Here is a 21,797-nt window from a genome sequence, read left to right on the forward strand (position 1 = left end):
ACCGCAATCAATGTGGTCTGCCTTTTGTTTATTTACTCTTTGATAAATAGCTTATAGCTATATTTTTTAGATTTTGATTTTGTCTTTTAACAAAAATTCCATTAATGCTTTTTGTGCATGCAAGCGGTTCTCTGCTTCATCCCACACCACTGAACGTGGATCGTCCAACATATCATGAGAGATTTCCTCACCACGATGCGCAGGCAAGCAATGCATAAATACGACTTCAGGATCAGCTTTGTCTAGCAGTGATGGTGTTACCTGATAAGGCGCAAAACGACGGGCGCGGGTGTTTTGTTCCGACTCTTGCCCCATACTTGCCCATACATCGGTGACGATTAGGTTTGAGTCTTTTGCCGCATCTTGTACATTTTCGACGAGGCTGACGCAATGAGAGAAGCGTTCCATCAGCTTAGGGTCTGGCTCAAAGCCATAAGGCGCTGCCACACGTAGCTCAAAACCAAACTGATTGGCAGCTTGCATAAATGATGAACACATATTATTGCCATCACCGACCCACGTCACGATTTTGTTTTCGATACTGCCGCGATGCTCATAATAGGTCTGCATATCAGCAAGCAACTGGCAAGGGTGGTACTCATCAGTTAGAGCGTTAATGATTGGAACGCTTGAGTATTCAGCAAACGTCTCAACATTTTCGTGACCAAAGGTACGAATCATGATGATATCAACCATACTAGAGATCACACGAGCAGAGTCCTCTAGCGGCTCACCACGTCCAAGCTGCGTATCATTTGGCGACAAAAAAATAGCACTACCACCAAACTGGCCCATACCTGTTTCAAAAGAAATACGCGTGCGGGTTGAGGATTTTTCAAAAATCATACCCAGCGTACGACCAACAAAAGGCTGATATATCTCGCCAGCATGTTGCATCTTACGTAATTCGCTTGCGCGTTTGATAAGGGTTTCTAGTTCTTGTTTGGTTAAATCAGATAGGGTCAAAAAATGGCGCAAACTCATAGTAATCCTAGCAGTCGATCGCAGTCAGTGAAACGTTATCAGTCTTCAATAGCATCGCATCAGTGCGCATACTGGGGTGACAACAAACTTTTAGTATAGCGCAATTACTTCTAATGTAAACGCCCAATTTAGTCTGATTGTTCAGTCACTCCAGTACTCGGCAATTTCACCGTCGTATTATGATTATTAGGCTTGGACACGCTTTGGACGTATGCTCAGGCGGCATAGCAGCTCATAGCTAATCGTACCCGCATGTGCAGCGACCTCATCAACGTGCGGTGCATCGCCCCATAACATTACCTTACTGTCTAAAGCAATGTCTTCTGGCGCGGTACTGACATCAATGACAATCATGTCCATTGCCACACGCCCAATGACCGAGCATCGATAGCTTTGATTGTTGCTCGTGTCAATGACAGAGACATAAGCGTCATCGTTGACGACACGAGGGTAGCCATCTCCGTAGCCGATACTGACTAGAGCTGTTCTGGTGTCTTTTTGTGCTATCCAACGACTGCCATAACCAATAGCATGGTCTGCATTGACCGTTTGTAGAGCAATAATTTGCGCGCTAAAATCCATCGCTGGCTGTAAATCTAATTCCTGTGCGCTTTGATCAACGACAGGTGAGCTACCATATAAAATAATACCTGGACGTATCCAATCATAATGATGCTCTGAAAAATTGACGATACCAGCTGAATTACACAATGAACCCTGAATATCAGCGCTAACAGTCTCTTGTAAAGTGTTTAAAACATCTGAAAAACGCTGTATTTGCATCGCATTTAATGGATGAGTGCTGTTATCTGCATTGGCAAAATGTGTGGTGAGGATTAGTTGGTATCCAGCAGCATGAAGCTGCTTAGCCGCAGCAATCACACCCTCGGCATCGAAACCTAGGCGATTCATACCTGTATTGTATTTAATCCACACCACTCTAGTAGCACTACTAGCTGGTGGGATATTTTCCAATGCCCATTGCAACTGTGGCTCATGATGAATGACGCAGCTAATATCGCTATCAATGGCTTGCTGCCACTCATCAGCGGTAAACGCACCTTCGATCAAACCAATCGTTTTATTCCAACCTAATTGTCGTGCTTCTAGTGCTTCAGTTAAAGTGGCGACTCCAATACCATCTGCTTGCTGTAATGCTGGCAAAACTGCCGCTATCCCGTGTCCGTAAGCGTTGGATTTCACCATGGCCAGAACTTTAGAGTGTGGCGCCATTTTTTTGACTTGGTTGAGGTTATGAGTAATGGCTTTTGGTTTGATAGTGATAGTACGCATAATTGGCTTCTTTATTAGCAAAGTTATGAAGTGATAAAGCCAATGCTGCATCAATTGGATTGATGTGGCACTGGCTATGGTTACTGAGAGCTGTTTGTATTAAGTGTCTAAGGTTAAGCAAGTATAATCGGTAAAACTATGACTATTCATCATTCTCGAAACTGACATTTTGATAGTATTCTGGCGTCAGGTTGATAAAGCGAGTAAATTGTCCTTCAAAGCCCAAACGTATGGTACCGATAGGGCCGTTACGCTGTTTACCAATGATAATTTCAGCCACACCTTTGTGATCTGAGTTCTCATTATAAACCTCATCGCGGTAGATGAACATAATCAAATCGGCATCCTGCTCGATCGCACCTGATTCACGCAAATCTGACATAATCGGACGTTTATTAGGACGGTTCTCTAGACTACGGTTAAGCTGAGACAGCGCAATCACTGGACATTCAAGTTCGCGTGCTAAGGCTTTTAGACTACGAGAAATCTCAGAGATTTCCCCAACACGGTTGCCATCTAGGTTTGGCACTTTCATCAACTGAAGATAATCGACTACGATAGCGCCAAGCTTGCCATCGTGATTTTTGGCGATACGGCGACAGCGTGAACGCATCTCAGATGGTGGCAGGGCAGTACTATCATCGATATACAGGTGCTTAGATTGCAAATGCTGAATGGCATTCATCATCTTTGCCCATTCATCCTCATTCATTTGTCCAGAACGCAGATGCGTCTGATTAATCGCACCCCACGATGACAGCAAACGCATGACGATAGACTCTGCGGGCATCTCCATCGAAAACACCACGACGGGTAGGTCTTCGTTAAATAAAATGCCTTCTGCCAAGTTCATTGCAAAGGTTGTTTTACCCATCGAAGGACGCGCGGCGACGATAATTAAATCGCCTGCCTGTAAGCCTTGTGTTTTATTATTCAGCTCAGCAAATGGCGTTTGCAAACCAATCATGCCATCGGGATTGGATTTAAGCTCTTGAATTTTATCGATGACGTTGGTCAACACAGAGGTAATGCCGACAGGGCCACGCTGTTCAGCGCGTTTATTATGCTGCTCATTAATACTAAATATCTTGCCTTCGACACTGTCTAAGATGTCACTAACGCTTTGGTCTTTTGGATTATAGGCTAGTGTCAACATGTCATTACCAGTGGTAATCAGCTGACGTAGTGTTGATAGTTCACGTACGCGCTGGGCGTAGGCCGTGAGGTTGAATAAGGTGGCAGGGCTTTGGCTCAAAATATCTGCCAAGTAACTGTCACCGCCCGCACCTTTGAGTAGTTTCTGTGCTTCCAACCAGTCATGCACCATGACCGTGTCATAAGGCTCATTGACTGCTGCCAAATGGGCAATCGCATCAAAGATGTATTGATGGCGTCCAGCATAAAAGTCATCTTTGGTAACGATATCGGCAATCTTGTCATACGCCTCTTCGATGCTCATTAAAGAGGCAAGCAATGCCTTTTCAATATCGATATTGTGCGGCGGTGTTTGATTGAGCAAGTCGTCGTTTTTTTCGGTATCTGCCATGAGTGCCTAATGTATCAAGAGTCGGTATGAAAGAGGGTGTAAATAGATATTTAATATAAGTGTTTGATGATTGGCAATAATACAGCAAAGCAAATGCGGTGTGCTGCTACGATACAACACAAAATGCAGTCTCACGCTTGCCAGTAAATGCTACAATCAGATGCGAAAGTTTAACACATTATGGGCTTTTTTTAGACGCACACAGTAACTAAATCTGAAGCCATTGAGGTTGATCAGTGAAGAGATAGATTACGATTTTTAGATATAAAAACCAGTACATTCAACTATAAAAACAATAAAATCAGATATTTAATTAAGACATGAGACTATTTTTATGATGCAAAATAAATTACCGTTATTAATCACAACAGGCGAACCTGCTGGCATTGGTATGGACGTCGTACTGCTACTAGCGGCAGAAAATAAGTTGCAAGACTTTTCGCGGCCAATTTGGGTAACTGCTGATGCAGACGCAATAACAGAGCGTGCCAAAGAGCTTACCACTGCTGGTGTCTTAAAAGTTTGCCCATCATGGCAGACTGTAGACGCACATATAGATGCGGATGATTTCTCAGAGCAGATGTCAATGAATACGACTCATAGTGATGATGCTTTTATCCTGCTTCATACACCTTGCTCAGCACCAGTTATCAGCGGGCAAATTAATACGAGCAATTCAGCCATGGTGGCCAAACAATTGGACATTGCGCATAAGCTAGCATTCAATAAAACAGTCGCCGCCATCGTTACCGGCCCATTGCAAAAATCCGCACTCATTGACGCAGACATTAAGTTATTAGATGGCACAATGTTTAGCGGCCACACTGAGTTTTTTATGCAGCAAAGTGGCTGTAAAAAAGTCGTCATGATGCTCGCCAACCAAGCCATGAAAGTGGCGCTTGTTACGACTCATTTAGCATTAAAAGACATACCGGCAGTTATTACGGCAGAGAATGTGCGCCAAACGGTACAGATTGTCATTGATGATATGCGAGAGAAATTTGGCTTAACGCAGCCACGTATCTTAGTTTGTGGGCTTAATCCACATGCAGGCGAGGGCGGCCATCTAGGTATGGAAGAGATTGAGATTATCAATCCAGTATTGCAAGAGTTTATCGATGCAGGCGTAGACATATCAGAGGCGATGCCAGCGGATACGTTATTTACCCCAAGGCATTTAGCAAACTGTGATGCAGTGATTGCTATGTACCATGACCAAGGTTTGCCAGTGCTTAAATCACACGGCTTTGGTGATACGGTTAATCTGACCTTAGGATTGCCTTATATTCGCACCTCGGTTGATCATGGTACGGCACTTGATTTGGCAGGGCGTGGCGGGGCAAGTGCGACCAGTTTATATCAAGCGTTAAATATGGCCAATGAGATGGCTAATAAGTCGCTTACTAGGTGATATACCTTTTTTATGATTCATTGCCTTATAGATATTTTTCACACAATGCTTGATAGTTTTAGTGTGGGCAATGCCTGTTTAGGAATAATAAAATACGACCTAATGTAAGTGGTTCGATTATAGCAGTCTATTTATTAACGAGTTTTATTGTGTGGTTCATTTGAAGTGCATCCTAATAAAAAAACAGCCAATCAGACTTATTTCAAGTAATAATCTTCCAAATTAATGTCTAATGATGTGACGTCAGAGGACAGTATTCTTTTATTATGGGGTTGCATGTTTATTAAAGAATTTAGCCAAATGATAACCATCGTATTATCCCTACCTATTATTAATTTTTGTGGTGAAGGGCTTCGCCCGAATCATATTGGCGATCTGGGCGGTGTTCCTGTTGATATGCCTAAAAACCTTGTGCATTTTGTTGCGTATGACGGCGACCCTACGTTTGGTAACAAACGTGAGCATCCAAAACCCATGCGCACTTATGACTCAAAAATTAACAGTTTCGGTTTTGATCTGCGTTATACCGACAATACTATGCTAGATACGACTAATAAAGCTCTTTAAGAGCGCTTATCGTAGAGACAATAAAAGAAACTTAGGAGATAATCCTTGGGTATCGGTCACCGTCAACTCAGGCGACAGAGTGACTGTTCCCAATCCTGTTCATCGTATCGGCTATGGCACACTTAACCCTAGCAAAGAAGCAGGTCCTGTTCATGAATATGAACGGCTTGATAATGATCAATTCGGATTGGAGGTTTATGCGCCGCCAAATATTGACCCAGTTACTAATAAACCGTGGCGTGAAAATAGATATGCAGAGGATGTCTTTATTCAGCGAGATAAAACGGGTCAAATCATAACTCATATAGAGTGCAGTAATAGAGACGTACCAAGACCACCTTGTACCCAAATTTTTAATCTAGGACCACAGAGAAATCTATCTATTAAGGCGCATTATTCTCGCTACAATCTTGCTGATTGGCAACAAATTGAGCAAGTAGTCAGACAGCATGTTTTAGGCTTCCAAAAAACATCATAGAGGCGCTAGAGCAAATAGTTTGAGAAAAATTCACTGTATCTGTTGCGATAAAGTATGAGCAGCTTATCGATAATAATGTTTCAACAATACAGCCTAATTCTGAGCTGTGGTATAATTTGTCATTATATAATTGGCATATTGTTGCCATTATCGCCCATTTATCTTTTACACATTAAGATTCTTTTATGTCCAAAACTCCGTTTGATGCCCAATCTATTTCCAACAGCCTACGTGCTGTCAAACACCAACCGCGTAAGCGCTTTGGTCAAAACTTCTTGCATGATGGCAGCGTCATTCGCGAAATCGTTGAAAGCATTCGTCTCGAGCGCGATGACAACCTAATCGAGATTGGACCGGGAATGGGTGCGTTGACTGAGCCACTATTGGCAGAAGTCGATGCGATGACCGTAGTAGAGTTGGATCGTGATTTGGCAGACAGTTTGCGTATCCGTATTGGTGCCAACAGTCATCCGAATTTTGAGATTATCAAAGACAACGCGATGCATGTGGACTACCGCGAGCTGTATAGTCCTGAGCGCGGCAAGCTACGTGTGGTCGGTAACCTGCCATATAACATCTCTACCCCGATACTTTTTCATCTACTCAGCTATGCCGATGTGATTCAAGACATGCACTTTATGTTGCAAAAGGAAGTGGTCGAGCGTATCACTGCTGATGTTGGTAGCAAAACTTATGGTCGCTTATCCGTTATTATGCAATATCACTGCGGTACAGATTATCTATTGACCGTGCCACGCGGCGCTTTTAATCCGCCACCAAAAGTAACCAGTGCTGTATTTCGTCTGACTCCGCATATTACTAAACCAGTCGTGGCAGAAGATGAAGAGTATTTTGCGATTGTCGTACGCGAAACCTTTAACCATCGTCGTAAGACACTACGTGCGATTTTTAAGAAATCTACGCTATTGCCAACGTTGAGCGAAGAAGATTTTGCGGCTTGCGCTATCGACCCACAAGCACGTCCTGAAGTCTTAAGTGTGAAAGATTTTGTCAATTTGAGCAATCAGGCACGTAAAGTAGAAGGTTAAGTTAATCTACTATTAAACACCTCTCAAAATATTCACATAAAACTATTCACCTAAAACTATTGATATAAGGGTACTCACTTAAGCGTGCTCTTATATCAATTCATATCTAAAAAGCATAGAGGTACTATGAGTTTTCGTCACCAGTATGTCATTGGAGACCTGCAAGGTTGCTATGCTGCTTATCTTAAATTACTTGAAATCTTGAATTTTGATCCAGCACAAGACAAGTTATGGTTTGCTGGTGATCTGGTAGCACGCGGTGAGGACTCATTGAACACGCTGCGCCATGTCAAAGCATTGTGTGAGCAGGGCGCTGCTGCAACGGTATTGGGCAATCATGATCTTAATTTAATAGCAGTCTGGCGCGGCGCGGCGAAGCTCAAAAAGAAGGATAAGACAGCGCCGATTTTTGCCGCTGATGATTGTGATGAGTTGCTTGAATGGTTACGTCATCAGCCGCTATTGGCTTACCCTGATGAACAGACCGTACTGGTGCATGCTGGTATTCCACCGCATTGGAGTATCGATGAAGCAGCAGGCTATGCACAACAAGTAGAAGCGCAATTACAAAGCAGCTTATGGCAGCTCGATCGCTTATTACCGAATTTGTATAGCAAGTCAGTTGATGATTGGCAGCCAGATATTAATGGCTTTACTAAAATGCGTGCTATCACTAACTATTTTACGCGTATGCGTCTATGTAAACAGGATGGTACGCTTGAGTTTGGTTTTTCAGCAGGTTTAGATGAATTAATGCCGGCAGGTTTTTTACCGTGGTTTGAATGGCAAGTACCACGGACGCGCAAGATACTATTTGGACATTGGGCTGCGCTAAAAGGTGAGGTTGATTTGCCGCATGCACGTGCACTCGACGGCGGCTGTGTGTGGGGCAATTGTCTATTGGCTTATCGTCTCAGTGATGGTCATGTAATAACGTCAAGCGAGCAGTGCCCGAGTTTATAACGAGGGCTATAGCTGAGCTTGATATAAGAGGCTAGATAAGCGGTCTGTTTTAAGTGGTTCCGTTATAACGGTCTGTTTTAAGTAGTCTGTTAATAGGTTTAAAGGGTGAAATAACTGGTTTGATTGGGGATACCCTAATTAAAACTTCTGATTAATTTTACTAAGTAATTTGATTATTACATTTTGATATTGCCATTATTACCCATGATAAACAAAAAAAGCTACGATAGATTGAGCATCGTAGCTTTTTAGTTGGATCCATTTGATTTTTGAGTATCGAAAGCTCAGCCTAACCTACGTGCTAATTTATATTTAAAATAAATAGTATTTAGTCTTATTTATTGCAAACTAACTTAATCAGGGTCTATGACCCAATTCTTTTTGAAATTCAAGCCAAGGTTCAAGCTGTCCTTCGACGATACCTTCATAAGCATCCCAATCATTTTTTAGAAAATCATAAAGTATAGGATGCATCCTATTATTTAGACCTGCTGATAAATCAACCGTTGCTAAGCTTACGTAATTGTCTGCTAAAATCTCTATGTTATAGACCTCACTTTCCCTATACGCCATTAAGCCTTGGTAATTACTACAGCTTGCTAAATAATAAGTTTCAACTTTATTCTCACTATAATTTTTACTTTCATAAACACTATATATGTATATGAAGTCACTATCATTCTTACTCAGTGCTCTAATCATGATTTTAAATTCTACCCATGTGTTGAATTGAGCCATGCTTTCAATTTTTTAGTCATTAAGTTCATATTTAGAACTAGTAGTTCGATGCCTGTATAGCGCATCGAACTATCGGCTAACTCTTTATCAGCCCATTATTATCATCAGTTTTTAATGCGGGTACACGTTCTTGTATTGCATGATAGAACCTATCTTTGTCTTTTGGTGATATCACTATGCTACCACCTTCATATCTTATCTCAATCCTATCTAAAGACAGTGTTGGAGCAGATAAAGTACTGCTGGTAGGAGTGATATTTGTAATATCTTCTAATGAGATGCTCTGAGTAGAAAAACCATTTTTCACTAACAATGTGTCAGCTGTCAAAGTGTACTTTATATTAAAAAACAGTACCAATAACAGTAACGCAGTTGGTATGGTAAAAAGACTGATAAATATTATTCTTTTAATAGAACTATTGTTGTACATCCATTCCCATACAGGCACCAAAACGAGTAGTAAGCTAAAACCCAACATTAAAAATGCTAACCAGAAATCGATCTTTGATGTGAATACAGTACTTATCATAATTTGTTAGCAGAAAGTCATTAGTTAATATTTATATTCGAAAAGCTCATTTCATGTACACCGTGAAGTGCACTTGGACTGTTTCAGTGAGTTAGAACGCTAATACCAGTAGCTTACAGCCAAAAATCCAAATCCTCATTAGCGGACAGAACCAGTAAAGGCATCTGAGATTGGTTCGCCATAGGTATAAACCAGTCATAGAGATAATTAAGATAGTATTTTGAGTTATTCAAAGCTTTTAAGTAGATCTAACCACTCACTTATTATATTAGCGGGTTGATAAATTTCGACTTTCTCTTTACCTCTTAAGCTGATAGTTTTTCTCTGCTCATCATTCTTCATCAAACCAATCAACGCTGAAGCAAGTTCGCCAACATCATTTTTAGGGACCAAAATAGAGCCTGTGCCGTTTAAAACTTCTCCGGGGCCAGGCCCACAATCAAAACTAACAATAGGGAGACCAAAAGCTAAAGCCTCAGTTAAAACCATACCAAACCCTTCTGCGCGAGAGCTCAAGCAAAATAGCTCTGCCTCTCTATAATAGTGACCCACATTATCAGTCGCACCGACCAGTTCCACACTCTCAGTTATTTGGTTTGCTTCAATAAGCTCAGTTAGCTTTGCTCTTTCTTCACCCTCACCAACTATTTTTAATCTCCACTCTGGCATCATTGCAGTTACCTGAAGCCAAGCTTCAAGTAATAAGTCGAACCCTTTTTCTCTATGTAGACGACCAACCGCCAATACTATTTTTTTATTTTCCTCAATATATTCTTGAATAGGAAACGGACAAGGATTGGCGATAGCAATTATTTGTGATTTATGACGAGTATTTTTTAACCAATATTGCTTATCTCTTTCGGTTAAAGTAACCACTGAGTCACAATATCGTGCCGCTAAATGTCTGACGATAGAGCTTCTACTGATACCTTCATTAGGATCAAAGTTGAAATGCTCCCAGCCTATATGCTTTACTTTCAAGCCTAAAGTCGCGGGTAAAGTATATGGAATAGATTTTGTGTCTACTGCCATTATTATGTCAGCACGCTCTGTTTTTAACAGCTTTCTTATTTTATAAATAGCATTAGGCGTATGACCTAACTTAACGCGAGAAGAACCCGATAGTGAAATTATTTTAATATCTTCATTTAGAGGAAAGAAAGGTGTATCACAAGGTCCAAGACTAGCTAATATTATTTCATGGCCCACCTCAGATAGACCGTTAGCAATCATAGAACCTACGCGTTCAACACCAGCTCCCTTGTTAAGGCCGTAAAACAACACCATTAAAATTTTCAAATCGATTGCCTTGCTTGTTAGGGTCTGTTGAACATGTACATATTAGGGCTACTGATGGTTCAGGTTCGGCTGACTCCTGTTGTCAAAGCCGACAGAGATATGCCATCATTTCATACGAAGTGGCTAACTCTGGTGACTTGATAAGATTTAGGTGGTGAGAGCAATGACGTATCAAAAAACATGGTTAGCCATCTCATTAGCCATAAGATCAGTAGTTAACCAAGTATAAAACCACCTAAACCATCCTATTAATTAGGCAGTTTTGGTGGCTTTTTTGGTTTTGGCAGAGGTGTCTTTGCATCGCCTGCTGCTTTGCTATCAGGATCTACATGATGTGGTTCTTTGCTGATATCGCTGTTAGCATCGTAATCATGATTGTTCGGCGTTTTGTCCGTTTGATTATACTGAATATCATTGGTGTAGGGCATGCTATTGAGCTCTTCATCCATTAAGCCATCGTCAAGGTCTACAGTTTGGTGAGAAGGGGCATGAGCTTGCGTATGATCGCCCTCAGGTTGATTGTCATAATATATATCAGTGTTTGTTTGAGGATATTGAGCATTACCTTGTTTAGACTCGGGTAAAATTCTGACATCAGACAAGCGTCGTACGACATAATTGCTTGGTAAATGTTTACCATTTTTTTGCGCTGAGGTATCGTCAAATATCATATGCCCTTGGCTATCGATACGTGCGTATTTCATTGGCTTATCACGTGGCCAGAAAAAGTCAGAAGGATGGCTAATGATATGACCGAACACCAATTTGGTTAGGCGACTCCATTCAAAGAAACGAACTTCTTTAGAGCGTAATGCGACAAACAGTGCCAGTGAAAAACTGACCAATAAGTTGACGATACCAATAAGTGCCACGCCAAGCATTGAGACTAAAATAACGCTCCAGCTTATCTCATCGGCAGATATGTTAAATAAACCATGTGCCAAGTTCGCCGAGGCAAATGCAATATGGCGAATATCAATTGGCAAGCCAAGTATAAAGCCAATCGTCGCAGTACTACCTAAGAACACACCGAATAAAAAGTTACCCATGATGGCACCCAAATTGGCTTCTATAAAGCCACCAAGGCGCTGAAGCCATGATTTCGGTAGTATGTACATGAGTAATTTATGGCGTTGGATACGGGCACCTATATTATTGTACACCGCTAAATTGTCATAATAACCAGCAATCAGACCCGATAAAAATAAGTACACACCAGCAATCGCAGCATGGGGCAGTGCCAGAGAGTGAAAGGGATCTAGATCATGGAGTAGGTGACCCGCTTTTTCGGAGTCTATCATCGGTGTACCCGTATATTGCAGCCACGCAAAAGAGATAATGAGGGCAACGGGTATCGCCAGCATCACATTACCCATGATGGCAACGAACTGAGTACGCAAAATATCGACGACCAACTCTGATAATTTGGTCAGCTGATGGGATTTTTTACCAGAGCTTTCAGATATAGTAGAGGCAATAGCGGCTGCCGTCATGGCTGGCTGCTTAGTAGCAACGGTACCACGGATGACATGGATAAAGACAAAGCCTAAACCATAAATCATACTGTTAACGAACGCTCGACCTATCGGAGCCAGTGCCAATTGATAAGCCAGTATTTTAATCGTGGCCATAAACGCAATGATAAAGCCACCAATAGAGGCTTTTTTGAACATCTTTCGGTAGCCAGACTTGTCGGTGCTGATGTAATGCTCACCGACACGACTCGCATTTTCTGTCACTTTACGAGAGAGTAGCTTGGTATTGTTATCGATTAAATAGCCAATGCTGTAGCGACGATTGGCAGTCGTAATCAGCGTTTGAATCAGATCAATCACTGCACGATCGCGCTTGTGATCGTCATCAGTGACCAGTTCCGTTAAGATGCGCATACGTTGTAAGCTTTGATCTAAACGCAGCATCATATTCGTCAGACGAATAGAGATACCAGTTTTGTAAATACGTTTGCGTACAGTAGCAACGATATCCTCACACTGCTCAATCATCACGAGTAAAGGCGCTGGATCAACCGCTTGTTCAGGGGTAATGTCCGTTAACGTGTCAAGCTCATGCGCTTTTCTGTATTCATTGACAAACAGGACCGCTTCTTGGTTTTGAGCCACGAAAGACGCTGAGTAATTCAACATCTGCGGGTAAGAGTCCATCAAATCAGGATGCAAGCCGATACCACTGATGCGATAAGACAAGATAATAATCGCATTCAAAATACTGTTTTTTACGGTGGCGACTAAGTCTAAATGCTTCTCTTCTACTTTAAGCAGCTCTATTAATGTATCCCATTTGTCTTTTTCGATATTGGCAAGCCAGCGTTCATCAGACTTTTTATCGAACAAGTAGCCAACCAACTCAACGACAGAGTCTTCTTGCGGTAGTATAGGCAAAAAACGATGGCCAACCAAACGGCGTAAGCTGTTAAAGAATCCTTGGTCTGACATGATGCCAGTATCAGTATACAAAGCGATTTGACGGTATTGAATGATTATCTTTAGGACGAAGCTAGAGAGTCCATCAGCATATTCTGGATGCTGACGAAGGATATCAATAAGTGATTGAATATTTGCGTTGGCGAGGGCGGGCTCTTTATCATTTACCCGTAGCTCGTCTATTAAACGCTTTAGTACCGCGTTATCGGGTACATCACTTAAGGCAGTAATCTGCTGTAAAATGTGTTTCATTTCTGACACGTCATACCCTTTGTTATGATTATTTTGGTAGTTTTTATTATGTAATGGGTCACAGTAAGCGTTTTTCTAAAAATATGAAAACCTCTTTATTTGGTTAAAATAACGCTTTATTGTACGTCATTTTAATCTGAACCATTCATTGATAGTCACTTATTTTGTTAGCAATTATGATGAGAATCATTTTGGCACAAAAAAGGACAGCTCAATGTGGCTGTCCTTTTTTAAGAGTGTTTTATATGATAATTACTTAGCTAGCAGGTACATTAAAGTAATCAAGATCAAAGTTCATCATCGGATCACTACCAGCTTGTACCATCTGTGCATGTGACTCGATACGTGGCAATATACGACCGACAAAGTAATCAGCAAGCTTGGCTTTATTGGTATAAAAATCACCTTCTTTGCCATTGGCTGCTTCGACCATCAATGCAAACATGTACGAATATGCTAGGTAGCCAAAGGCATGCATATAATCAACGGCACAGCCATTGACTTCATTTTTACGCTCGCCAATATTACCAAGTACAGTCTGAGTCAATGCTTCGATCGTATCTGCAGCATCTAGCGTAGCTTGTTTAATGCCATGATCTGCTTGCATGTTACCGATAAAGTCACGGATTTCACCCAAGAAATTTGTGACATATTTGCCGTTATTACGAGCGACTTTACGGCCTAATAAATCAAGCGCTTGAATACCGTTGGTGCCTTCATAAATCTGTGCAATACGAGTATCACGTACAATTTGCTCCATACCCCATTCGCGGATATAGCCATGACCACCAAATACTTGCTGGCAATCAACAGTAGCTTCTAACGCTTTATCGGTCAAAAATGCTTTGGCTACTGGCGTGAGTAGGGCAACACGGGCCGCCGCCGCTTTTGCCAACTCAGGATCTGTACTAAATTTCTCTTCATCGAGGTTTTTAGCAACGTACATGGCAAAACAACGAGAAGCTTCGGTATTCGCTTTAGCGTTCAGTAGCATACGGCGTACGTCGGCATGATGAATGATAGCATCAGCAGGTTTTTCTGGGCTTTGTAGTTGCGTATCGCTACGACCTTGACCACGATCATTGGCGTATAAAGCAGCATTTTGATAGGCAAGCTCAGAACCACCAAGGCCTTGTAGACCCATCGTGACACGCTCATAGTTCATCATAATGAACATTGAAGATAGGCCCGTATTTTCTGCGCCAACCATCCAACCTTTAGCATTGTCAAAGTTCATCACACAAGTAGCTGACGCTTTGATGCCCATTTTATGTTCGATAGAACCCACTGCCAATGTGTTGCGCTCGCCTAAGCTGCCATCTTCGTTGACCAAGAATTTTGGTACCACAAACAATGAAATACCTTTTGAACCTTCTGGCGCATTAGGTGTTTTTGCCAATACCAAATGAATGATATTGTCAGTCAGATCATGCTCACCACCAGTAATAAAGATTTTGGTACCAGAGATATCAAAGCTACCATCATCATTAGGTACTGCTTTGGTCTTGATAATACCTAAATCCGTACCAGCATGTGGCTCAGTCAAGCACATAGTACCTGACCATTCACCGTTATACATTTTTTCGAGGTAAGTCTGTTTTTGCTCTTCAGAGCCAGCAGCGTTCAAGCAAAGCGTCGCACCGACTGTCAGATTTGGATACAGTGCAAACGATTGGTTTGCAGTGAAAACCATTTCTTCAGTCAACATAGTGACCATTTTCGGAAAGCCTTGACCGCCGTACTCAGCGTTACCGCTTAGACCAACCCAGCCTGATTCAGCAAATTGCTTATAAGCTTCTTTGAATCCAGTTGGGGTAGTGACGACGCCATCACCATGAAATGTTGCGCCTTCTTCATCACCACTGCGGTTGATAGGCAACAGAATGTTTTTTGACAATTTTGCCATTTCTTCCAAAATCATATCGACAGTTTCTATGTCAACATGAGCTAAGTTTTCGTTATTTTGCCAAAATTTAGGCGCATTAAACACATCATTTAAGATAAAGCGCATGTCGTTAAGAGGGGCATTATAGACAGCCATAAACATTCCTTTGGTTCAAATGAGTAGAGTTAAGAGTATTAAAATTATAGGTTGTTTTTCTAATGTAACCTGAGCGATTAATAATTAAAGTTTAACAAATAAGCTTGCGCGCGGGTGTATTTCTTCGTGAATCGTGCGTGCACCAAAAGTTAGTAGCGACTATTGTGATGCTGAACTACCTCTCAAGGGCTAAGACCGTCGTTGATATAGGATACCAAAGCGACTAACAGGGGCACAAAATAAATCGGCAACATACCGTGGTATGTTGCCGATCATGTATCTTAGCTAATTTATAAAGTCTTCAATTAAAAAGCAAATTGATCGACGTCCATGCTCATGTATGGCTCAACACCAGTGCTGATACGCTGTACGTGAGTGGTGGTACGTGGCAATAATTTAGCAAAGTAGAATTGTGCGGTTTTTACTTTGGCATCATAGAATGCGGCTTCGCTAGTACCGTCTGCAATAGCAGTTTGTGCAACTAGTGCCATACGAGCCCATAAGTAAGCTAGTGTGACATAGCCACTGAAGTACATGTAATCAACCGCTGCACCGCCTACTGCTTCAGGATTTTCAGTCGCTTGCATGCCGATACGTGCCGTTAGATCGCCCCATTCTTTAAGGTGCTTGACAAGTGGACGAACAAATTGACCCATCTCGTCATTTTCTTTGTTATCTTCACAGAACTGTTGAATGATATTGACAAAGTTGCCAAGCAGTTTGCCTTGAGAGCCCAATACTTTACGACCTAATAAATCAAGTGCTTGGATCTCAGTCGTCCCTTCGTATAGACAAGCGATACGAGTATCACGGACGTTTTGCTCCATACCCCATTCGCTCACAAAACCGTGACCACCATAAATCTGTATACCATGATTGGCTGCTTCTAAACCAGTTTCGGTCAAGAATGCTTTGGCAATTGGTGTCAATAGTGACAACATTTGGTCAGCAAATTTAAGCTCTTCACCTTCGCCTTTTGCGACGATATCCGCAAAATGTGAGAGGTAATAAACCAATGCACGACCGCCTTCAGCAAAGGCTTTTTCAGTCAATAGCATGTTGCGAACCGCTGGATGCACAATGATCGGATCAGCTACTTTTTCTGGTGCTTTAGTGCCTGAAAGCGAGCGCATGGCCAGACGATCTTTTGCATAGGTTAGTGAACCTTGGAACGCATACTCAGCAGCTGTTAGACCTTGAACAGCAGTACCGATACGGGCAACGTTCATAAAGGTGAACATGCACTGTAGGCCGCGGTTTTCTGGGCCAATTAGGTAACCTGTTGCACCATCGAAGTTGATGACACAAGTGGCAGAGGCTTTAATGCCCATTTTATGCTCGATAGAACCACAAACGACATTGTTGCTTTCACCAACGCTACCATCTTCGTTGACCGTCATTTTAGGGACGATAAATAATGAGATACCTTTTGTGCCAGCAGGTGCGCCTGGTAGACGCGCTAATACAATGTGAATAATGTTGTCAGTTAAATCATGCTCGCCGGCAGAGATAAAGATTTTTTGACCAGTAATGCTATAGCTACCATCTTCTTTAGGCTCAGCTTTAGTACGGATGATACCTAAATCAGAACCCGCATGCGCTTCAGTCAGACACATCGTACCTGACCATTCGCCACTGATCATTTTTTCTAGATAGGTTTGTTTCTGTGCATCGGTACCATGGTGCTCGATGGTTTGAATAGCACCATGTGATAGGCCAGGGTACATAGAGAATGACCAGTTGGCCGTACCAACCATTTCATTGATAACCGTTGATAATGAAAAAGGCATGTTTTGACCACCGAACTCTTCTTCAGCAGACAAAGCAGGGAAGCCAAGCTCACAGAACGCTTTGTACGCTTCTTTAAAACCTTTTGGCGTGGTAACAACACCATTATCAAAATGACAGCCTTCAGCATCACCGCTTTGATTCAATGGTGATAGCTCATTTTCAGCGAAGCTTGCAGCCATTTCGAACAGGCTATCCATCAATTCACGGTCAGCTTCCTGAAACGCAGGTAAAGTTTTATAGTGGCTTTCGCTATCAAGTAACTCATGCATTACGAATTGAATATCACGTAAGGGCGCTTTATATTGCATAACTTCCTGTCCTTTTTGGAATATAATCAATAATCGTCAAGAGTAGGTTGCTGCACTATTAGATAGCGCAAAAGTCCTGGTCACTTTAATCTGAACATCCTAAATAAATGCTAGGCTGTAATACAGATTGACTAAGTTATCGATTACATAAAATCGTATTGAAAAGAGTGGTGATTGTTAGAGTCGGCTTGAGGCTGAATAAGACCTAACAAATTCACTATAAAAGATAGGCTTTCACAGAAGATTATACAAGTTTGGTGACAGGACTGATAAGTCATGAACCTGCCTTGCATCCGTTGTGTAATCGAAGCTAGGCGTTCAAGATAAAGACGAATAACCACATGAAATTATTAGTGATACTAAGTAAGTGACGCTCAATCAGGTTGGGTTATACCACACTGTACTGCTGAATTAACATATTGGTTGCAGAGTCAGCTGGCACGGGTCTGCTCAGCCAATAGCCTTGACCTTGCTTGCATCCCATGGCAAATAGTACGTCACGCTGCTCCTCGGTTTCGATACCTTCAGCGATGACCTGCATATTAAGGGCGTTGCCCAAATCTAAAATAGCCTTGACAATCGCATGTTGGGTAGGATTATTTTCAATATTAGAGATAAAGCTTTTGTCGATTTTAATAAAATCAAACGGATATTCTTGTAAGTAACTTAACGAGGCATAACCGGTGCCAAAATCATCTAAGGCCAGACAGATTCCCAACTCTTTGAGTAACTCCAGTTGCTTTTTAACGTTGCTATGGCGCTGAATGAGAGAAGACTCTGTCACTTCAATATGCAATTGATGCGTAGAAATCTCATGCTGTGTAAGGAGGTTGCTCACCATCTCAGAAAAATTAGGATGGCTAAATTCCGCGGCGTCCGCATTGATACAGATATGCTGAAGAAAGCCTTGCTTTTGCCAAATCGACAGCTGCTTGGCAATTTGAATGGCTATTTGTGAGAATAGCTCAAATGATAGCTTATGAGCGATAATGGCATCGATAAAGTGTACTGGGCTCAACAGTCCACGAGTCGGATGTTGCCAGCGGACTAGGGCTTCAAAGCCAGTGATGGCACCCGTCGCTAATTCAAATTTTGGTTGATAGTAAGGAATAAATTGGCCTTCAGAGGCGGCTACTCTGAGTTCAGCCTCTAACTGCCAACTATCAGTGGTGGCTTCATCAATAGCGGTGTCATACCAGCAGATATCGTCACCACCTTGATTCTTTACATAATGTAGCGCTTTTTCGGCCTTGGTTAATAGTCCTGTTAATCCTTCACCATCTTTAGGAAAGTAACTAACACCAATGGATACGTGACAATATATCTTTGCTTCTGATTTATCTGGAGAAAAGGGCCGTTCACACATTTGCATTAAACTGTCTAGCTGGTGACGAATGATATTAGCATTAGGGCATTCGAATAATAAGGCAAAATCATCACCACCAAAATGGGAAAAACAATGCAAATTATCGAGTTTGAGTTTTTTGACGCGTTTGACAAAACTGTTAATCAAAGCATTTATGCCATCAGGGCCTAGTAAGCTTGCAAGGCTGCGATAACGGTCGATATTCAAACGTACAATAACAACTTCTTGATAACTGTCTAATAGCAAGTCACTGACTTGACTCAAAAATACTTTACGGTTTGGCAAGCCTGTCACTTGATCATAATTGAGCAAATGCACCAATTGTTTTTTGTCTTTGATGGCAGAAGAGGTATCACGCAGCATACCAACATAGTAAACAGTCTGTTCGACATAGAGTTTGCGATAAGTGATATGACAATCAACGATCTCTCCATAGCGATTGGCCATCGAAAAGTCATTTTCATAAAAACCATTAGTATCTAAATGACTAGTGATATCCGCTAAAATATCTCGCTCTTCTTTTGATAAAAATTCTGCCGCGTAGATACCAAGCGGTCGCCCAAGTAAAAATGACTCGGTATAACCAATAGTCATCTCGTAACAGGCATTGACCGATAAATAGCGCAAATTGGCATCTAAGATGAATATAGAGTCATCAAGTTGTTCGCATAACTGAGCCAGCAACTGTTGCTTGTCTGCGATTGGAATAGCGGCGGCATTAGTCATAATTGGACCCATAACATTAAAGTTGAAGAATAAATAAGGTTACATACATGGCCTTTTGATAACTAATGACTCAAAGCATGTAAGGTCGCCAATGCAACTACCGGGGCTGTTTCGGTACGTAATACTCTCGGGCCAATTTGCCAAGGATGAAAGCCGAGCTCTGATGCTTGCTGACATTCATCGTCGCTGAGCCCGCCCTCAGGGCCAATTAATAGTTCAATATAAGGTGTCGACTGTTTTAGGGTGACTGGTAACAATTCAGGCATCGCGGGCTGTCCTAATGCTGGCACGCTCAACTGCATACGTAAATCAGCTGGCTGCTGTAGCCGATGATAATAGGCGTCTTGACTGAGTGCAGCTACTATAGGGCTGACCGCCATTTCTTGCTCGCTATCTACTACCTTAAGTAACCAGTCATTGATAGAGATAGGTGCGAGAATGAGCGGTGGACGATTGAGGCCGCATTGCTCGCAGGCTGCAATGGCTACTTGCTGCCAATGTGCCAGTTTTTTCTCAACTTGTGCGGGTTTTAGGTTGACCTCACCATGATGGCTACTTAGTAACTGAATAGCTGTTACACCCAGCTCGGTTGACTTCTGAATCGCATAGTCCATACGTTCAGCACGACTCATTACCAGACCAATTTTAGTGAGTACTGATGCGCTACGATCGTCCTCTATATGAGTCAATAGAGTGACAGTGGCATGCTTTTTACTAATGGTCTGTAACTGTACTTGATACTCACCGCCAAACCCATCGAATAAAACACCTTTATCACCAACATTTGCCCGTAATACACGGCACCAATGATGAATAATATTTTCTGTAAGTTCGACATTGGCACCTATAGGTAAAGTGCTAAGTCGAGGGTAAGTTGTATTTTCTGCATTATCGGTGTCATTGCTGGTAGCATAAAAAAAACGTCGCACAGTTGCTTAATCCTATAATTTGAATCATGAGTTTTTTAAATATTTTAGCAGAATATCGTCAGAGTAGGTGAAGTTATTGCTGTTAGTACATTTAGCATAATGCTTATTAGTATAATTTTTATTGTAATAAATATTAATTATTTCTGATTGTCTCTAATAATCTTAAAAAGTTATTACCAAAAAAAACTGGCGCTCCGAAGAATGCCAGTTATTATGCAGTAAATTGAATAATAATTTAGGTGGTTAACCCTAGTTCTTCAACCAAACGTTTGTTTGGCTCAACCTTGTTCATGCTATAAAAATGCATGGCAGGTACACCTTCGCTAATGAGACGCTCACATAAGCGATACACCACATCAAAGCCAAATTCACGGATGGCCTTGCGGTCATCACCAAAATCTGCCAATTGCTTACGTACATAACGTGGAATGTCAGCGCCACAACTATCAGCAAATCGCATCAAATTGCTAGAATTAGTAATTGGCATGATGCCAGCGACCAATGGCTTAGCAACCGTATCAACACCGCGCTTTTCTAAGGTGTCGCGTAAGTACAGATAGCTATCAGCATTGTAGAAGAACTGTGTAATCGCTGCATCCGCACCCGCTTGAAACTTATTGACCAGGTTGTCGATATCAGAATCGAAGCTACGGGCTTGTGGATGCATCTCTGGATAAGCGGCTACTTCGATACGAAAGTGATCACCTGAATGTTCACGGATAAACTTGACTAAGTCTAAAGCAAACGGCAGCTCACCCATACCAACTTGACCTGATGGTAAGTCACCACGAAGCGCGACAATACGATTGATGCCCAAACTCTTGTAATGTGTCAATAGTTCAGCGATTTCGCTTTTATCATCGCCAATACAGGACATATGAGGAGCAACACCAGTATCACCACGTGTGCATAATGCTTGCACAATATCCAAGGTGCGACTGCGGGTGGAACCACCAGCGCCATAAGTCACCGAAAAATAACTCGGTGACAGCTTGTTTAGCTCATCATAAGTACTCAGTAGCTTTTCGTGTCCCTGCTCAGTTTTTGCAGGGAAGAACTCAAAAGAGAACGCAGGCTTACTCACAG

The 21,797-nt window shown here is 41.9% G+C and carries 17 protein-coding genes; 5 read left to right on the top strand and 12 right to left on the bottom strand.

The annotated features are described in order from the left end of the window. Positions 1-66: 66 nt before the first annotated feature. The 3 genes from argF to dnaB form a co-directional block, all read right to left on the bottom strand. Entirely contained in the window at positions 67-984 is a 918-nt protein-coding gene (gene argF, locus DFP82_RS11140) for an ornithine carbamoyltransferase (protein ID WP_110923803.1), read from the bottom strand. Between the two features lie 186 nt (positions 985-1,170). Beyond that, positions 1,171-2,277: an alanine racemase gene (gene alr, locus DFP82_RS11145; protein WP_110923804.1), complete on the bottom strand. Its 1,107-nt coding sequence runs from the start codon at positions 2,275-2,277 to the stop codon at positions 1,171-1,173. Between the two features lie 142 nt (positions 2,278-2,419). Then, the gene (gene dnaB / locus DFP82_RS11150) at positions 2,420-3,823 is read right to left on the bottom strand and encodes a replicative DNA helicase (RefSeq protein ID WP_110923805.1); all 1,404 of its coding nucleotides are present in this window, start codon (positions 3,821-3,823) and stop codon (positions 2,420-2,422) included. Between the two features lie 337 nt (positions 3,824-4,160). Here dnaB and pdxA point away from each other — a divergent pair, with 337 nt between their 5' ends. The 5 genes from pdxA (at position 4,161) to DFP82_RS11175 (ending at position 8,291) form a co-directional block, all read left to right on the top strand. Then, positions 4,161-5,234 carry a 4-hydroxythreonine-4-phosphate dehydrogenase PdxA gene (gene pdxA / locus DFP82_RS11155; RefSeq protein WP_110923861.1) on the top strand — a complete coding sequence of 358 codons (1,074 nt, stop codon included), beginning with the start codon at positions 4,161-4,163 and terminating at the stop codon, positions 5,232-5,234. 300 nt (positions 5,235-5,534) lie between these two features. Continuing rightward, positions 5,535-5,801: a hypothetical protein gene (locus DFP82_RS11160; protein WP_146221337.1), complete on the top strand. Its 267-nt coding sequence runs from the start codon at positions 5,535-5,537 to the stop codon at positions 5,799-5,801. 79 nt (positions 5,802-5,880) lie between these two features. Continuing rightward, positions 5,881-6,279 carry a hypothetical protein gene (locus tag DFP82_RS11165; RefSeq protein WP_110923807.1) on the top strand — a complete coding sequence of 133 codons (399 nt, stop codon included), beginning with the start codon at positions 5,881-5,883 and terminating at the stop codon, positions 6,277-6,279. 185 nt (positions 6,280-6,464) lie between these two features. Further along, positions 6,465-7,328 (top strand): 16S rRNA (adenine(1518)-N(6)/adenine(1519)-N(6))-dimethyltransferase RsmA, encoded by an 864-nt coding sequence (gene rsmA, locus DFP82_RS11170; protein WP_110923808.1) that lies wholly within the window; start codon positions 6,465-6,467, stop codon positions 7,326-7,328. A 126-nt stretch (positions 7,329-7,454) separates the two neighbouring features. Then, complete coding sequence (locus DFP82_RS11175) at positions 7,455-8,291, top strand: symmetrical bis(5'-nucleosyl)-tetraphosphatase (RefSeq protein ID WP_110923809.1); 837 nt, start codon at positions 7,455-7,457, stop codon at positions 8,289-8,291. 357 nt (positions 8,292-8,648) lie between these two features. Here the strand turns inward: DFP82_RS11175 and DFP82_RS11180 are convergent, their stop codons facing one another. The 9 genes from DFP82_RS11180 to metF form a co-directional block, all read right to left on the bottom strand. Beyond that, positions 8,649-9,029, bottom strand: coding sequence for a hypothetical protein (locus tag DFP82_RS11180; protein WP_110923810.1), 381 nt, complete (start codon positions 9,027-9,029; stop codon positions 8,649-8,651). Between the two features lie 76 nt (positions 9,030-9,105). Further along, on the bottom strand, positions 9,106-9,459 hold the full coding sequence (locus tag DFP82_RS11185; RefSeq protein ID WP_245905710.1) for a PH domain-containing protein: 354 nt from the start codon (positions 9,457-9,459) through the stop codon (positions 9,106-9,108). A gap of 324 nt (positions 9,460-9,783) precedes the next feature. Continuing rightward, a complete protein-coding gene (locus tag DFP82_RS11190; RefSeq protein WP_245905711.1) occupies positions 9,784-10,857 on the bottom strand; it encodes a glycosyltransferase family 4 protein in 1,074 nt (357 codons plus the stop codon). Positions 10,858-11,105: 248 nt separating this feature from the next. After that, positions 11,106-13,559, bottom strand: coding sequence for a site-specific recombinase (locus DFP82_RS11195; RefSeq protein WP_110923812.1), 2,454 nt, complete (start codon positions 13,557-13,559; stop codon positions 11,106-11,108). Between the two features lie 247 nt (positions 13,560-13,806). Continuing rightward, positions 13,807-15,591, bottom strand: a complete 1,785-nt coding sequence (locus tag DFP82_RS11200) for an acyl-CoA dehydrogenase C-terminal domain-containing protein (protein WP_110923813.1) — start codon at positions 15,589-15,591, stop codon at positions 13,807-13,809. A gap of 305 nt (positions 15,592-15,896) precedes the next feature. Next, positions 15,897-17,690 (bottom strand): acyl-CoA dehydrogenase C-terminal domain-containing protein, encoded by a 1,794-nt coding sequence (locus tag DFP82_RS11205; protein WP_110923814.1) that lies wholly within the window; start codon positions 17,688-17,690, stop codon positions 15,897-15,899. Between the two features lie 388 nt (positions 17,691-18,078). Continuing rightward, positions 18,079-19,782, bottom strand: coding sequence for a putative bifunctional diguanylate cyclase/phosphodiesterase (locus tag DFP82_RS11210; protein WP_181416304.1), 1,704 nt, complete (start codon positions 19,780-19,782; stop codon positions 18,079-18,081). A 62-nt stretch (positions 19,783-19,844) separates the two neighbouring features. Then, positions 19,845-20,711, bottom strand: coding sequence for a 16S rRNA (uracil(1498)-N(3))-methyltransferase (locus DFP82_RS11215; protein ID WP_110923816.1), 867 nt, complete (start codon positions 20,709-20,711; stop codon positions 19,845-19,847). 235 nt (positions 20,712-20,946) lie between these two features. Next, positions 20,947-21,795 (bottom strand): methylenetetrahydrofolate reductase [NAD(P)H], encoded by an 849-nt coding sequence (gene metF / locus DFP82_RS11220; RefSeq protein WP_110923817.1) that lies wholly within the window; start codon positions 21,793-21,795, stop codon positions 20,947-20,949. Positions 21,796-21,797: the final 2 nt, after the last annotated feature.

Origin of the sequence: Psychrobacter fozii (assembly GCF_003217155.1) — a bacterium.
GTDB lineage: Bacteria > Pseudomonadota > Gammaproteobacteria > Pseudomonadales > Moraxellaceae > Psychrobacter > Psychrobacter fozii.